Below are 14,656 nucleotides of genomic sequence, written 5' to 3'. Positions count from 1 at the left end.
AGATCGGTCAGGAGACCTTGCGGCGGTAGACGACCATCGAGAAGTAGTACGCGACAAGAAGAATGCCGACGCACCAGCCGAGGGCGACCCAGATGTCGTTGCCGACCGGCTGCTCCGCGAACAGATCCCGGATGGCGTTGACGATCGAGGTGGCCGGCTGGTGTTCGGCGAAGGCGCGCACCGGCCCGGGCATGCTGTCGGTCGGCACGAATGCCGAGCTGATGAACGGCAGGAAGATGAGCGGGTAGGAGAATCCGCCCGCGCCGTCGGTGGTTTTCGCGGTGAGGCCGGGGATGACGGCGAGCCAGGTCAATGCCAGGGTGAACAGGAGCAGAATCCCGGCGATCGCGAACCAGGCCAATAGGCCCGCGCCGGAGCGGAAACCCATGAGCAGGGCGACGAGTACGACGACGACGAGGGAGATCGCATTGGACACCAACGACGTCAGCACATGCGCCCACAGGATGGACGAGCGGGCGATCGGCATGGACTGGAATCGTTCGACGATGCCGTTCTTCATATCCAGGAAGAGCCGGTATGCGGTGTAGGAAATGCCCGAAGCAATGGTGATGAGCAGAATGCCGGGCAATAGGTAGTTCACATACTTATCCGACCCCGACTTGATCGCGCCGCCGAAAACGTAGACGAACAGCAGCATCATCGCGACCGGCGTGATCGCGGTCGTAATGATGGTGTCGGGGCTGCGCAGGATATGGCGCAGCGACCGGCCGAGCAGGTAGCCGGTGTCGCCGAGAAAACGTGCTGTCATTACTGATCCTTACTCGTGGTGTCGGCGCCGACGAGGGCAAGAAAGACGTCTTCGAGAGTTGGTTGCTTCTCGATGTATTCGACCCTGGCCGGTGGCAGCAGCTGCTTCAGTTCGGCGAGGGTGCCGTTCACGATGATCCGGCCCTCGTGCAGGATCGCGATCCGGTCCGCGAGTTGTTCGGCCTCGTCCAGGTATTGCGTGGTGAGCAACACCGTGGTGCCTTGTGCGGCAAGTTCTTTCACTGCCTCCCAGACCTCGATACGGGCCTGGGGGTCGAGTCCGGTCGTCGGCTCGTCGAGGAATATGACCGGCGGATTCCCGATGAGGCTCATCGCGATATCGAGGCGGCGGCGCATACCGCCGGAATATGTCGACACCTTGCGGGTGGCCGCGTCGGTCAGCGAAAAACGCGCGAGCAGGTCGTCGGCGACCGCCCCCGGATTCGCGACGCGCCGCAGATGCGCGACGAGCACGAGATTCTCCCGCCCGCTGAGGATTTCGTCGACGGCGGCGAATTGCCCGGTGAGGCTGATGGATTCACGCACACTGGCCGGTTGCGCGGCCACGTCGTAGCCGTTGACGCTCGCCGTCCCCGCGTCGGATTTCAGCAGCGTGGACAGGATTCGCACGGCCGTGGTCTTGCCCGCCCCGTTGGAGCCGAGCAGGGCGAAGATGTCCCCCCGCGCCACGTCGAAATCGACGCCGCGCAGCACGTGCAGGTCCTTGTACGACTTCTCCAGACCTCGCACCTGGATCGCCGGATTTTGCTGTGTTGTCATCGTCATGATCACCCCTCGGTTACTACTTAGTGCCATTGACTACCGGTAGATAGTAGCACTGACTAGTGAGACCGCAAGCCCTCCATCGATCACCGGAGGAGCCCGCGCACACGGCACTGCATCGTCCGGCCGGATCGGCCCTTCGGTCGCGCGATCGGACGAAATGCCATATTCTGCCAATGCGCCGAGTTCATTAAAAATTTTGAAAGCGGCAAAATGATCGAAACCCGCTAAATGTCCGATGTGGGCGAATTACGTTGAAACCGTGAGTTTTTCCATAGAATTATTTCCAGGCTATAAGGCGTGCTCGTCGCCCGTTTCGGCGAAACGTCCGGTATTCGAAGCCGCTCGGCCGCCGCGCGTTCATTTTCCCGAAAAAGACTTCACGGATGCTTTAGCGTCCGATGTAGTACCGAATGATTGGAGTCACCTCATGCTCGAACTGCTCACCGCGCTCGCCAACCTGGCGATCGAAATTGTCAAGGTTGTCGGCACGGGGATCAGCATCAGCGCCGGCTGATACGGGGTGCTCTGTCGAGCGACCTGAAAGCGGCCCCGGTGACCTCTCGGTTACCGGGGCCGCTTCGTATCTAGCGGGGTGCGACGGGTTTGGTTTCGTAGGTTCGCAGGACCAGAGATGTTGTGACGGGACCGAATCGGGCGATTGCGTCGACGATCTGTTCGATGCGTTCGGAGCTTTCGGCGAACACATCGATCAAAAAACAGTCCTCCCCCGTCAGCCGGTAGACGGTGGTGATCTCGGGGACCTCCTCGAAATGCGCGAGGACGGCGGCGAGGTGGGCATGGGTGGTGCGCAACCGGATGACGGCATGCAGATTCAGGCCGAGCGCCACCGGATCGACCACGGCACGGTAGCCGGTGATGACGCCCGATTGTTCGAGGCGTTTGATCCGCGCCGATACCGCCGGTTGGGACAGATTGACCCGGCGGCCGATCTCGGTGACGCCGAGGCGGGCCTCGGTTTGCAACAACCGAAGGATCGCCCGGTCGGTGGGATCCAATGAAACCGTTGTCCGTGTGGTCATCCGCTTTCCATTCATCGGCCTGCCGTGACAGCGGCGAATGGATCGCACACAGTTGTCCATCGAAACATCCGCACCATCCCGCTTCAGGGAATGAAAGGCAACGATAGTGCACTATCTGGTCGTTCCCGGCATCGATGACTCCGACGCCGATCACTGGCAGAGCCACTGGCAAGCCGAATGGGGTACGGCGGCAACGCGTATCGCGCCGTCGTCCTGGACCGAACCCGACCTCGACGACTGGCTCGACGCCCTCGATCGCGCCGTCGCAGCACCGGAGACGGTGGTGGTGGCCCACAGCCTCGGCTGCCTTGCGGTCGCCGAATGGTTGATCCGCCGACGCCCCGGCGCCGCGGGCGTGATCGGCGCGTCCCTCGTCGCGCCTCCCGACAGCGCGGGCCCGAACTTCCCAACGGCCGCACGGAGTTTCGCTTCGACCACCACCGCGCCACTGAAGTTTCCGGGTGTCGTGGTCTCGAGCATCGACGATCCCTACTGCGCGCCCGCCGCGACCGCCGCCTTGGCGGCCGGGTGGCGACTCGACCACATCATCGCGGGCAGCCTCGGACACATCAATTCCGCCAGCGGCCTTGGCATCTGGCAATACGGGCGCAACCTGTTCACCGCTTTCACGGCAGGGCTCGGCCACCGCTGACGTCGCACGATGCATCTGGCCGAGATCGACGCCGCGGACTACATCGGGGTCGAGGACTATCGCCGGATACCGACCCCGCTGATCCGCCCCTTGCCCGAAAACGACTGGCAAATGACGACGGTGGTGATCATCGCTCGTCGGCCCCGACGAGCACGGGCTTCAGATCGATGACGGGCGTGCCGTCGACGGCCTCCAGCGCGTCGACCGAGAGGAACATTCCGTCGATGCCGGTGATCGTCACCCGGTGCAGCCCAATCGGATTCGGCCGCGCCGGGGACCGGGTGGCGAAGACGCCGGTCGGTGGCCGCGACATATCCCCGCGCGGACGCACCGTCAGAACATCGCGATCCGCCTGGTGCAGCCAGGTCAGCACCAGCACCTCCGCACCGGGCCGCAGGTCGGCCGCGGCCTCGAAGATGTCCGCGCACAATCTGATTCGCGCAGGCGGCGCGCCTTCGTCACCCTGCTTGGGCGCCGCCGCCCGGTCGGTGAGCGACGATTCCACCCAGCCGACCGGACGCACCGTGAATTCCGTTGTCACGGTTGCCACTATCCCACTGGCGCCAACCGTGCGCCGGAAACTGTCGTACCGTGACGGCCCGCCAGCAGATCAGTACATCGAGTATTCGTCCATCTGGCCTTCGGACGGCATGTCGTAGCCGTTGTGCCATGGGTCCCAAGGGATTTGGCCGGTGTCGGAGGTATCCCAGTTGCCCCAGTCGTTGTCACCGCCCGGATAAGTGTCACCGTCGCTGGGGTATCCGTCGCCGGGGTTGTCGCCGTCGCTGGGATTGCCGTTGCCAGGCTTGTTGCCGTTGCCAGGGTTGTTGCCGTTACCCGGCCGACCCGGGCTCGTCCCAGCGGGCGTGCCGAAGTCCTGGGTCCAATAGGGTGTGCCGTCGCCGCTCGTGGCATAGCCGACACCGATGTCCTGAAGGTCGCAGTTGAGGATGTTGGCGCGATGCCCCGCGCTGTTCATCCACGCGTCGACCACCTCGGCGGGGCTGCGCTGACCTTCGGCGATGTTCTCGGCCCAACCCTGAGCGCGGTAGCCCGCCGCGCTGATCCGGTCACCCGGATCGCCCTTCGACGAGTTGTGATCGAGGTATCCGTTGGCCGCCATATCCTCGGTGTGGTCTTGGGCGGCGCGGGTGAGATGACTTTCCGTCTTCAACGCGGGGCATCCGGCCTTGGCGCGTTCGGCGTTGGTCAGGCTGATCACCTCGTCGGCGGCGGACGCGGACTGCGGCGCGGCGAAGGCGAAGGGCGCCGCCGTGACGGTACAGAACGCGACGGCCGACAGCGCGACGGCGGCGGACAGTGATCGCAGTGAAAGGGATGAAAGGCTCATGATTCCTTCGAGGTATGTCGGGTAGAAACAGCGTTCCCACATAGGCGCACAGCATTTCGCCGTCGGCATGATGTGCGATGACTGCGCGCTCGGATATTCCGGCCTGAGCGAACAAAGAAATATCCCGTGTACTTCGATGCCCGAAGTCGGCATCCGAAATATCATCGGAACGGATTCGATATATTCGGTCCAGCGAATCCCGTCAGCAGGTCCGCCACCCAATCGTAGGCAAACCGTGACCTGCTCGCAATGCGAATCGTGTTGCACTGAAAGGGTTTTAAGCCACCACTTAAGACTGACCAGGGGTTTCGGCCGAGATTAACTCATCTTTAGGCGCACTCATCGGGCTGGCCATCTCGCATTCCGGCACATACGCTTCGAAATGCAATGCCGCAGCTTGTCCAGATCGATATACGCCCGTCGCGAAATTATCGCGCCATCGAGTATTCGAATTCGCGAAAATCCACGACTCCAGAAGGACAGAACTGATGGGTAAACACAGCGCACCGCGCAATCCCCTCGTTTCGGCGCGGTTGGCCATGCTTTCGATGACCGCGCTGATCACGGCCGCCGTCTCGACCGAGAACGGACCGACGCCGGATGATCGGGCGACGACCCTGGCCAGCAGCTGGACCGACCTCGATACCGCTCCGCAATCCGACAATGCGGCCCCGCCCGCCGCGGCCGCGCCGACAACGGACCGCATCGCCGCGGTCGCACCGGCGACGGACCCGATCGAATACGAAGTGGGACAACCGAAAACGCCGTCGAGCCAGCGCGGTCTGCCGCTCACCGAGGCCACCGACCCGGATGACGAGGCTTCGACGGAACCCGACACAACCGCGGTGAATACCGAGCCGAAGGCCCCGAACAAGAGCCGGACGCAGAACGTGTCCGATCGTCCGGCCACGCGCCCCCGCCACGCCCGCCCCGAACCCGTCGCCGACTCGAAGAAGGCGCCCGATCTCGGTGCGGTGCTGAGCAGTATCGCCGAGGTATTGAACAGCGGCAGCTCCGCGGGTGGCGCGCTGGCGCAAGCCCTCGGCAGCGGCAGCTCGGCCCTCGGCACGGGCAGCGCCGCCGCCGCGCCGGTGGCGGGCCTGATCAGCAGCGGAAGCACCGGAGGCACCGGCAGCGCGATCGCCGAGCCGCTGGGCGCCCTGGCCAAGGCGCTCGGCTCCGGCAGTGCGGCGCTGGGCACGGGCAGCAGCTCGTTCGGCAAGGTCGGTGACGCCCTGACCTCAGGTTCCGGCAAGAAGTCGTCGGGTGGTGGATCGAAAGTTCATTAGCCACAAAGGAACTCATCGGCCGCGGCGGGTGGTGGCGGCACCGAGCTCTTGTCCGATCCGCTGACGTTCCCGGCGTGTCGGCAAGCCCACTCGAATCATGTGCTCGCATGACAGGATTCGCATGGGGGTATCGGGCAGATTGAACGGGGAAGACGCGAATGAGACTACGTTGGGGTGCGATCTGCGCGGCAGCCTTTGTCGCGCTTACTGTTCCGGCTGTCGCCGCGGCGCAACCGGCGCAGCAGGGGCCGCAGGCGGAGATGAACGCCGAAGCCGCGCTGGAGGGTTGGCAGCAGACCGCGGTCCGGCAGGATTCGGTGTTCACCGTCGGCGAGGGTGTCGCGACCCGAAAGACCGCCGCCGGTTCGGAATTGGTGTTCCGCGGCGTCGGGCAGGTGCCCGCCGACCTGGCGGACAAGGGCTGGAATCACGTCGGCGATCCGGATTCGGCACAGGGCTACCTGTTCGACGCCTACGAGCAGTCGGGTCGCTCGACGAAACTCTTCCGTGCGACGGACCCCGCGGGCGCGACCGCGGACTTCGTCTACACGCTCGAACCCGGTGCGCGATTCAATAATTCGTGGGTCGCAGTCACGCCCGACGGTCAGTGGATGCTCAACGGCGAGTGGGATCGCATGTCCCGCTTCCTGATTTTCCCGACACCGCTGCTCAACACGGCGGCGGCGCAGCCCGGACCGATCACTCGATCCGGGTATCTGAACCTCGACAAGCCGGTGCAGAACGTGCAGGGCTGCACCTTTTTCGACGCGACGACGCTGCTGTGCACCTCCGACGTCCCGAACGGCGGCGGGACCACGCCTACTCTCTTGGAGGTCAGCTGGAGCGGGGTGCTCGACGGCAAGGACAAATCCGCGATGGTGCGTTCCGTCGGCACCCTGCCGCAGCTCAGCGTCTGCCACGGCACCTTCGAATCCGAGGGCCTGGATTACGATCCGGCCTCCGGCAATCTCACGGTGGTGGTCAACAAGCCGATTCCCTGCAAGATGCAGAGCTCGGTATACACGTTCACCCGCAAGAATTCCTGACCGGTGCGTCGAGCGTGTCCCGAGCCGACGCATGTGCGGCGCAAGCGCGCCGCAAGATGATCCGAGCACGCTGAGCCGCATGCGAATTGCGATCATCGGCGCCGGACTCGGCGGTTTGGCATCGGCCCATCGGTTACTGGCGGCAGGATTCCAGGTCGATGTCTACGAGCGAGATACGGCGCTGCAGGCCCGCTTCCAGGGATACCGAATCACCTTGGAGGAGGCGGGCTTCGCGGCGTTACGCCGCGCGGTACCCACCCGGCTGCACGAGCTGCTCGAGGCGATCGGCGACGAATTCCACGGCACCACACGCACCGTGGATCCACAGCTGACCACGCTCGACAAGCCCGAATTCAGCCATCACGGCCGGATGTTCGACCGCAATGTGCTGCGCCACCTGCTGTTCGCCGGTGTCGCCGACCATGTCCGGTTCGGCCACAGGTTCGAGCGGTATACCGAATTGCCCGATGGGAACGTCGAATTGGCGTTCGCCGACGGCCGCAGCGCATCGGCCGATCTGGTCATCGGCGCGGACGGCTTGGGCTCCAAGGTGCGCAGACAACTCCTGCCGCAGGTCGAGATGCGCGAACTACCCATCTGCGCCGCCATCGGGCGCACCCCGCTCACCGAGCGATTCGCGGGGTTGGTTTCCGGGCGGAGCCTCTTCGTCACCAGCCCGGATATTCAATTGATGCTGGGCGCCATGCGTTTTCGTCGGTCACCCGCGCTCGCCGCGCAGACCATGGCGCCGGATGTGCGGCTGCCCGACGTCTCCAGCTATATCCGCTGGGTTTTCCTGATGCCCGGCCCGGCGCCCGCGGACGGCGACCCGAGCCGGATACTCGATTCGATCCGCGAATGGCATCCGGAGCTGCGCGCGCTGGTGCGGCACGCCGATCCGGAGAACAGCGGGATCGTGCCCATGCGTCTAGGAGATCCATTGCCCGCGTGGCAGACTCGCGCGGTCACCCTGCTGGGCGACGCCGGGCACCTCGCACCGCCCGGCGGCAACGGCGCCAATGTCGCACTGCTGCATACCGATCAGCTCGCCGCCGAGTTGATCGAGGTGCGCGACGGTGACTCGGATCTGCCGACCGCGGTGGCCCGCTACGAACAACGCCTGCGCGAATACACGGCGATCGGCCGGACCGAAGTCGAGCGAGTCTACGACAACTTCGCCCGGCTGCGCGCCGACTCTCGATAGCCCGAGAGTTACCGGCAAACGAACAGAATCGGACATTTCCGGACGATGGGCGCACAACCACCTGGCCAGCAGATACATGAAACTTCCAGCTGCGGAAGGCAACTCGCTGGCCAAAGTCCATCACCCGGGAGTTTACCCGGTCGAATCGTCGGTGAATTCAGCTGCACCGCACTAGCGTTCAGCTAATTTCAGATGGAATGGTCTAGACCATGAGATCGAATAGCGCCGCCAACGCCAACACCATCCTCCGCGCGACCGTCGCGGCCACCATTGCCACCGCCGTGCTCGGCGCCGCCGGACCTGCGGCGGCACTCCCCCAGCTGCCCGATACCGGTTCGCCGGGCAGCGGATCGTCCGATGGCGGCTCGACCAGGCCGGGCGGTAGGAAAGTGGTGGTCATCGGGCTCGACGGCACCATGTACAGCAAGGTCGTCGAGGCGAAGGCGCCGAATCTGCTGAAGCTGGCCGAGCAGGGCACGCTCGGCCAGTCCTCGATCGCACCGCACACCACCATCTCCGGACCGTCCTGGGCCACCGTGCTCACGGGTGTGGGATACCAAGCACGGCATCAAGAACAACAACTTTGACGCAACGCCGTTCGAGAAGTACCCGACCGTATTCACCCAGTTGGAGCAGGCCAAGCCGGGGCTGAAGACCGAATCGATCGCCACTTGGCAGCCGATCACCATCATGGCGGGCAGCAACGATCCGCACGCCGACGTCAATATCGCGACGCCCGGTCAGCCGAACGATACGGACGAATCGAAGATCGACGCGGCCACCGCGGACACCGGCGCAGCGGCGATCGCCAAGGACGCTCCCGACTTCCTTTTCGTCCACCTGGACCAGGTGGACGAGGCGGGCCACAGCCACGGCAGCAAGTCGCGGGAGTACCTCGACGCCATCGAGCGCGTCGACGAGCAGGTCGGCAAAATCGTTGCGGCCGTTGACGCCAGGGCCAAGGCGAACCCCGCCGAGAAGTGGCAGATCATCGTGACCGCCGACCATGGCCACCGCCCCAATGGCGGCCACGGCGGCCAATCCGCCGAGGAGACGGCAAATTTCGTGATCGCCCGCGGCTCGGCGTTCAAACCCGGTGCCAAGACCGCGAATTCGCTTGTCGACATCACCCCGACCGCCGTCGCCCTGCTCGGCGTACCCGCCAGCAAGGATTTCGACGGCAACTCCATGATCAACGCCGAATGACCACCTGAGTACCCGAGTGCCTCGCGGGGGCTCGGCCCCGGCGAGGCACCGTCAAAACCATTGCACAACACTGGTTTCCGCGAGCAATACCCGCCCGACGTACTCTTGCACGATCCGGCTTCGGCCGCGAACCGACTCCGCCAGGTCCCGCCCGAGCTGCCCGCCTACCCAGTCCCGGATCCAGATAAGTGCGTCCTCGTTGGGCGAATTCGCCTTGTCCACACGCGCGTTCCCATGCCGCAACGCCAGCCTATACAGGCCGCGGGCAGGTTCCAGAGCTGGCAGTCCCAGCAGCTGTGCCCGGCGGGACGCGGATCGGGCCACCCGGAATCCACCTGCGTCTATGTCACCGAAATACCAGCACCGCAACGGTTTCGGCGCACCGGTGAGCGCGGAAAGGCGAGTTGCCACCTGGTTTCCGGATCCCCAGATGATCCGGCCGTCGAAATCCGTCTCGCGGGCACGACGAGCGATCGAGTAATAGGTCGTGTAATTCTCGACGATGAGCCAGGCCGCGTTGCCGAGCACGACCTGCTCGACCGGCGGCCAGCACGGAAAGGCTTGCAGCAGTTCCCAAGTGAGTCTGCCAGGCGAGAACAGCCGGCCGAGGACAACGGTGTCGAGAACCTTTTCGTCACCGAAGATCTCCAACGACCGTTCGCGCATCGGAATCACCGTCCCGGTACGTCGGCGCAGCCATGCGTTGATATCCGTCAGCTGCCGGTACTCGGTCGCCGTCAGTACATCCGCATCACAGAGCTGCGCTGCCCATGACAGCTCCGCATGCCAAACCGCTCGCTCTCGCGACGGCGGCGGGTCGTTCGGCTCGACGGCCCTGGTCACGAACGACGGCAGCGCAGGTAGCGCCGTGCGATCCCAGGAGGTGGTCGGTAAGCGGATATCGCCGGATTCGGTCAGGTCGGTCAAGGCAGCCATGATCCGCGTCCGCCAGCCGACCGATGCGGCGGCGGTTCGGTCCACCGCCGCTGCCGCGCCGAGTATCTCGCGTAACGGCACCCGCACCGTGGGGTGGGTCGCGATCCAGTCGCGAATCGCGGCGGCCAGTAATGGCTCACGATTCACGACGCACCATCGACACGATGTCGAGTAGCTGCGAATTCTCCATATCGACCTGGACATACGCGCGACCCGCGCGGGTAGTCGACGGTCGTTTGTGCATCGCCGCGATCCGCGGAAAGGTGGTGACCGCACCGAGATCACCTATACCGGTCCAGAACACAAGCTGTACGCCACAGGCTTGCGCGACCCTCCGCTGCAAATCGAGGAACGGCAGGTAGTTCGCTTTGCCAAGGGGGTTGTCCAGCGGAAGCACGCCGCCAGCGGCGCCGGTCCGGCTGCCTACCCGACGCTCGGCGCGCAACCTCGCCAGGACGCAGAACAGCACCAGCGAGGCGGTCAAGTTCTCGCCGCCGGACCATTTGCGCATCTCTTCCACCGGTGTTCGGCCGGTCGGCTGGTCCGGTGCCGGTTTCAGCACGGTCGCCCGAAAACCTTCCGGCACAGACACTTCGGTGGCTCGCCACAGGAGTTCGGCGGCGTCGGTTTCGATCCGCCCGCTGGCCACCATCGCCTCGACAAGTTCGCCGACCCGCAGTCCGATCTGCTCACGCGAGGGCCTGGATCGCGGCTCGACCGCGAGGAACCGTTTGTGCGCCCACGGTCCGATACCCTCGGGTAGCTCGGACAACGTTGAAGCCCGGGTGAGCATACTCAGCCCGTCGTCGACCAGCTCGATCATCCGAACGACCACATTGCGCTTGTGCGTTTCGACCTGCTCCAGTTGCTGTGCAATGGCTTTCGCGCGTACGTCGAGATCGTGCACGAGTTCGTCGGCATTATCGGCCACCCGCTCGATGCGGTTCTTGTCCCGGAACATCTCGCGCAGCCGACGCACCGCGCTGCCGTGTTCGTCCTCCGCGAGCGTGACGAATTCGTCGCTCCCCGCCCAATGATCGAGCAGATCCGCCTGCTCGGCGCGCACCCGATCTGCTTTACCGAGAGCGGCCTCCGCAGCGGCCAGTTCATCGACTATGCGCTGGACCACCGAGCGGACACCGGCGTTGTCGACCGGTATCGCAAAGGTGGATGTGTCGGTTGGCTCGATCGAACGCAGTAGAGCGATCTGGTCGTTCAGCATTTCCTGGCGGGCCTTCGCCGCCGTGGCATCCTTCAATGCGGCATCGCGATCACCATCCAACCGGTGCCGGGTGGTCTCCCGTTGCGCCATCTCATCGGTCGATCGATCGGCCAGGTCCAATGCGTGTTCGCGGTCGGTGGGATTCTCGATCTCGACGGCGCCCTTCGGACGAGCCGATTGCGCCGTTTCATATCGCGTTTGCGCGTCACGGAGCCGCCCGCGTTCCGTCCCATGCGTCTCCGCTGCCCGTGTCAGCATCACCCCCGCTCGCTCGGCGGCTTCCGCGCGCGTGGCCGGATCGGATCCTGTTGCGCTGGTTGCTAATTCGGCCGCACGGCCACGAATCCCGTCCTCGATGGCATTCCAGAGCTGCGCCGCCTTCGCGACTTCCTTTTCCGCCTGCCGCACCGCTTGCCGTAGTGTTGTTTCCTCGAAACGCTCCCGGAGGTTGGTCTCGGCGATTTCCACGGCCGCACGCGCGGCCGCCACCGAAAGATCTGTCGGACCTGTCGGTTCCGGGAGAGCCGCCAGCTCCGCGCGCAGTTCATTCCGGCGACGTTTTTCGAGCTGACTTTCGGTCCCGATCGACTGCACGTCTGCGATGGCCTGCCGCTGATCCTCGTGCGCCCTATCTCGCTGAACACGAACCCGATCGATCTCCCGGGGGATGGCGGCCGACCGAGTTCGACCCGGCTCTACATAGTCGCTCTCATATTCTGCGGCGCTGCGCACCCTGGGGAGCGTGCTGTCTAAACGGGCAAGTCGTTCACGTACGTCCGATATGCGCGCCTCGCACCCGGTGAAGGCGCTTCTCAGCTGAGCCAATGCCTCTGTCGCGCGCTTCTCCTTGGTCATCGCATCGTCCAAAGCGGCCTTCGCGGCAGTGGTCCTGGTACGCAATCCGCCGAGACCGTCCGGCGGCAGATCGCTCTCCCATGCGGTAATCGCCGACCGCAGTTCGAGATCCGCATCGCGCCGCCTCGCCGCATCACTGATCCGAAGCTGCAACGCATCACGTAATCCGGTGCGCCGCTGCAGTTCTGTAGATCCAGCGGCGGTATCGTGTTGCGCTTCGGCCGGACCGATGACGACATGTGCGGCACGTCGATCCTCGAAAACCCCTGCGGCGGAGATGACAACCAGCTCATCGCTGGATCCGGCGCGGTCCGCCGCCGCGGCGACAGCGGTCGCGTCGCCGTAGACAATTACACCGTCGAGTACCTCCGGCAATTCCGTGATGTAGCGGCCGTGGTCGGTTCGATCGATGTGCTTGGCGAGATAGTGCCATCCGGCGACGGCGGTGATACCGGCGTCATCCAGCTTTTCGATGACTTTCTCAACCGCCAGCCGCGGCGGCAGCAGCTGGATGTCGGCCAGCGCGCGGATGGCGCGTTCACCACGCGCCGATTCCTCGCCGAGCGCCGCAAGCATTTTCTCCGCTGCCGTGATCTCGCGGGTCAACAGCGTAATCGTCTCGGTCGCAACAGTTTCCAACTCGACAAGATCGGTTTGGTGCAGCGTGCGCAGTCGCGAGTCATCCGCCAGTCGCCGAGCCTTCGCGACGAGGCGGTTCAGCTGACCGTCCAACTCCTGGTACGCGGTGCGAGCGCCACCGGTTTTCTCCTGAGCTTTCGTCTCGATGGTCGCGGCAGTTCCGATGCGATACTGGAGATCGTCACGTTCGGAACGAAGCCGCTCCAGTTCTGCCGCGGCTTCCACGTGCTCTTCGGCCAAGCGATTCACCGCATCCCCGAGTCGCTCACTCGCACCGATGATCCCATCGGCAACCATCGACCGGCAATCGTCTTCGAACCGTGCGAGCTGGCCGCGAATTCGTTCGGCTTCACTATCGAGTTCGGCCAAACGCCGCTCCGCCTGTCGCCACCGCTCGGCGGCCGCGTCCCCGTCGGCTTCGGCCTGGTCCCTGCGGACTGCCAGCTCTTCGATCACCAGGCCGATCTTTTCGATTTCGCCGGTGAGCGCAGCCGCGAGCACCGCCTTGGCCGTATCGCATCGGTCGATGAGCGGGCGCGCATCCCGGGCCGCTGTTTCCAGCGCCGACCGGTGTGCGTCGTAGGCCACCTTGCGTTCCTCTAGTTGGGCATATCGTTCCGCGGCCGCCCACGCGTCGGCTTCGAGCTTGCACTGATCCATCCGGATCTTCGCCTGTTCGACAAGCTTTTTCGCCTCCGTAAGTTCGAATTTCGCTGCCCGGAAGGCATATTCGTCCCGTCTGCGACGAGCCAGATCGATCTGGGCGCGCACTTCGCTGATCTGAGCGTCGTAATCGGCCGCACGCTGTTCCGCGAGCTCGTAACGAGCCGTCGCGGCGGCGACCGCGTCGAACAGCGCACGTTTGAGGGCTGCGGACCGGCCGACGATCGCCGCCCGCTCGTCACGGCGCACGACAAAACGCCGGTGTGCATCGCCCAGCGCCGTGACCCGTGGCGCGGCGTCGACACAGAACTGCCGCTGGGCGGCATAGGCCGGACGTTTCGCGATCTCGACCGCAGTGTCCGACAACAACTCTCGCACCGGCGCGACGCGCTGATGATCGCCGACGAAGCGCAACAGGTAACGGACGAATCGGCCCGGCGAATCGATGTCGTTGAACAGACCGTCGATCCCGCCCTCGGCGGCATTCACTTCGGTGAAGTACCGGAACAGATCCGGGTCGAACCGCCGCTCCCGCAATGCGCCGTGCCACTCGGCGATGCTCTGCGACGCGACGACCGCGTTGACGCCGAGCGCGGCCAAACCCCTTACATGCGTGCAGAATCGGTCGCGGTCATAGTTTCCACCGCTGCGCAGCGTGAATGGCAGATCGTCCAGCGTGGCGCCCGCCACGGCCGGATCCGGATGCACACACCACCAATTGCGCTGTAGCCGCTCTTTACCACGCCCGTTGTAGTCGTGTGGCCGTGTGCGCCCATCCCATTCGTATACCGCGCCGGTCAGCAGGAGCTGCCCATCCGGATCGGTCCATTCGGCGACGACGTGTGCCGTATCTCCCGCCAGCACCAGATCCTCGAGTGTGCGTTTCTTGGTTCGGGTCGCCAGAAAGTCGCGGCGATCCGGCAAGATCAGAGCGAGCAGCAGCGACAGCATCGTTGTCTTGCCCGCGCCGTTGCGCAGCCAGACGATGGCATCGGCGGG

The 14,656-nt window shown here is 64.7% G+C and carries 16 protein-coding genes; 9 read left to right on the top strand and 7 right to left on the bottom strand.

The window, feature by feature from the left end:
* Positions 1-7: 7 nt before the first annotated feature.
* Positions 8-769 (bottom strand): ABC transporter permease, encoded by a 762-nt coding sequence (locus F5544_RS18330; RefSeq protein ID WP_167474306.1) that lies wholly within the window; start codon positions 767-769, stop codon positions 8-10.
* A complete protein-coding gene (locus F5544_RS18325; protein WP_275107041.1) occupies positions 769-1,554 on the bottom strand; it encodes an ABC transporter ATP-binding protein in 786 nt (261 codons plus the stop codon). Before F5544_RS18325 ends, F5544_RS18330 begins: the two co-directional genes overlap by 1 nt.
* 259 nt (positions 1,555-1,813) lie before the next feature.
* Here F5544_RS18325 and F5544_RS18320 point away from each other — a divergent pair, with 259 nt between their 5' ends.
* Positions 1,814-2,068 carry a hypothetical protein gene (locus tag F5544_RS18320; RefSeq protein ID WP_167474305.1) on the top strand — a complete coding sequence of 85 codons (255 nt, stop codon included), beginning with the start codon at positions 1,814-1,816 and terminating at the stop codon, positions 2,066-2,068.
* Between the two features lie 70 nt (positions 2,069-2,138).
* Here F5544_RS18320 and F5544_RS18315 read toward each other — a convergent pair whose 3' ends face one another.
* Positions 2,139-2,594 carry an Lrp/AsnC family transcriptional regulator gene (locus tag F5544_RS18315; protein WP_167474304.1) on the bottom strand — a complete coding sequence of 152 codons (456 nt, stop codon included), beginning with the start codon at positions 2,592-2,594 and terminating at the stop codon, positions 2,139-2,141.
* A gap of 106 nt (positions 2,595-2,700) precedes the next feature.
* Here F5544_RS18315 and F5544_RS18310 point away from each other — a divergent pair, with 106 nt between their 5' ends.
* On the top strand, positions 2,701-3,246 hold the full coding sequence (locus tag F5544_RS18310) for an RBBP9/YdeN family alpha/beta hydrolase (protein WP_203217592.1): 546 nt from the start codon (positions 2,701-2,703) through the stop codon (positions 3,244-3,246).
* A 127-nt stretch (positions 3,247-3,373) separates the two neighbouring features.
* On the opposite strand, the gene tsaA is transcribed toward F5544_RS18310, so the two are convergent.
* Positions 3,374-3,787: a tRNA (N6-threonylcarbamoyladenosine(37)-N6)-methyltransferase TrmO gene (gene tsaA, locus F5544_RS18305; RefSeq protein ID WP_203217591.1), complete on the bottom strand. Its 414-nt coding sequence runs from the start codon at positions 3,785-3,787 to the stop codon at positions 3,374-3,376.
* 69 nt (positions 3,788-3,856) lie between these two features.
* A complete protein-coding gene (locus F5544_RS18300) occupies positions 3,857-4,597 on the bottom strand; it encodes a CAP domain-containing protein (RefSeq protein WP_167474303.1) in 741 nt (246 codons plus the stop codon).
* A gap of 488 nt (positions 4,598-5,085) precedes the next feature.
* Between F5544_RS18300 and F5544_RS18295 the strand changes: the two genes are divergently transcribed.
* The 5 genes from F5544_RS18295 to F5544_RS18275 all read left to right on the top strand — a co-directional run bounded on the left by F5544_RS18295 (position 5,086) and on the right by F5544_RS18275 (position 9,342).
* Positions 5,086-5,886 (top strand): hypothetical protein, encoded by an 801-nt coding sequence (locus F5544_RS18295; protein WP_167474302.1) that lies wholly within the window; start codon positions 5,086-5,088, stop codon positions 5,884-5,886.
* Between the two features lie 158 nt (positions 5,887-6,044).
* A complete protein-coding gene (locus F5544_RS18290; RefSeq protein ID WP_167474301.1) occupies positions 6,045-6,932 on the top strand; it encodes a hypothetical protein in 888 nt (295 codons plus the stop codon).
* 79 nt (positions 6,933-7,011) lie between these two features.
* Positions 7,012-8,136 (top strand): FAD-dependent oxidoreductase, encoded by a 1,125-nt coding sequence (locus F5544_RS18285; protein WP_167474300.1) that lies wholly within the window; start codon positions 7,012-7,014, stop codon positions 8,134-8,136.
* Positions 8,137-8,345: 209 nt separating this feature from the next.
* Positions 8,346-8,723: an alkaline phosphatase family protein gene (locus tag F5544_RS18280; protein ID WP_167474299.1), complete on the top strand. Its 378-nt coding sequence runs from the start codon at positions 8,346-8,348 to the stop codon at positions 8,721-8,723.
* The gene (locus F5544_RS18275; RefSeq protein WP_167474298.1) at positions 8,683-9,342 is read left to right on the top strand and encodes an alkaline phosphatase family protein; all 660 of its coding nucleotides are present in this window, start codon (positions 8,683-8,685) and stop codon (positions 9,340-9,342) included. The genes F5544_RS18280 and F5544_RS18275 overlap by 41 nt, the downstream gene beginning before the upstream one ends.
* A 51-nt stretch (positions 9,343-9,393) precedes the next feature.
* On the opposite strand, the gene F5544_RS18270 is transcribed toward F5544_RS18275, so the two are convergent.
* Both F5544_RS18270 and F5544_RS18265 read right to left on the bottom strand, forming a co-directional pair.
* Positions 9,394-10,425: a Wadjet anti-phage system protein JetD domain-containing protein gene (locus F5544_RS18270; protein ID WP_167474297.1), complete on the bottom strand. Its 1,032-nt coding sequence runs from the start codon at positions 10,423-10,425 to the stop codon at positions 9,394-9,396.
* A complete protein-coding gene (locus F5544_RS18265) occupies positions 10,415-12,367 on the bottom strand; it encodes a hypothetical protein (RefSeq protein ID WP_167474296.1) in 1,953 nt (650 codons plus the stop codon). Before F5544_RS18265 ends, F5544_RS18270 begins: the two co-directional genes overlap by 11 nt.
* 195 nt (positions 12,368-12,562) lie before the next feature.
* Here F5544_RS18265 and F5544_RS18260 point away from each other — a divergent pair, with 195 nt between their 5' ends.
* Positions 12,563-13,597, top strand: coding sequence for a hypothetical protein (locus tag F5544_RS18260; protein ID WP_167474295.1), 1,035 nt, complete (start codon positions 12,563-12,565; stop codon positions 13,595-13,597).
* Positions 13,598-14,386, top strand: a complete 789-nt coding sequence (locus tag F5544_RS18255; RefSeq protein WP_167474294.1) for a hypothetical protein — start codon at positions 13,598-13,600, stop codon at positions 14,384-14,386.
* Positions 14,387-14,656 lie beyond the last annotated feature (270 nt).

Source organism: Nocardia arthritidis, assembly GCF_011801145.1.
Classification (GTDB): domain Bacteria; phylum Actinomycetota; class Actinomycetes; order Mycobacteriales; family Mycobacteriaceae; genus Nocardia; species Nocardia arthritidis_A.
This window is presented reverse-complemented; position numbering and strand designations above follow the sequence as displayed.

Coding starts and splice junctions, on each gene's coding strand:
- F5544_RS18330 (WP_167474306.1), bottom strand. CDS start 769: ATGACAGCACGTTTTCTCGGCGACACCGGCTACCTGCTCGGCCGGTCG.
- F5544_RS18325 (WP_275107041.1), bottom strand. CDS start 1,554: ATGACGATGACAACACAGCAAAATCCGGCGATCCAGGTGCGAGGTCTG.
- F5544_RS18315 (WP_167474304.1), bottom strand. CDS start 2,594: ATGACCACACGGACAACGGTTTCATTGGATCCCACCGACCGGGCGATC.
- F5544_RS18300 (WP_167474303.1), bottom strand. CDS start 4,597: ATGAGCCTTTCATCCCTTTCACTGCGATCACTGTCCGCCGCCGTCGCG.
- F5544_RS18295 (WP_167474302.1), top strand. CDS start 5,086: ATGGGTAAACACAGCGCACCGCGCAATCCCCTCGTTTCGGCGCGGTTG.
- F5544_RS18290 (WP_167474301.1), top strand. CDS start 6,045: ATGAGACTACGTTGGGGTGCGATCTGCGCGGCAGCCTTTGTCGCGCTT.
- F5544_RS18285 (WP_167474300.1), top strand. CDS start 7,012: ATGCGAATTGCGATCATCGGCGCCGGACTCGGCGGTTTGGCATCGGCC.
- F5544_RS18280 (WP_167474299.1), top strand. CDS start 8,346: ATGAGATCGAATAGCGCCGCCAACGCCAACACCATCCTCCGCGCGACC.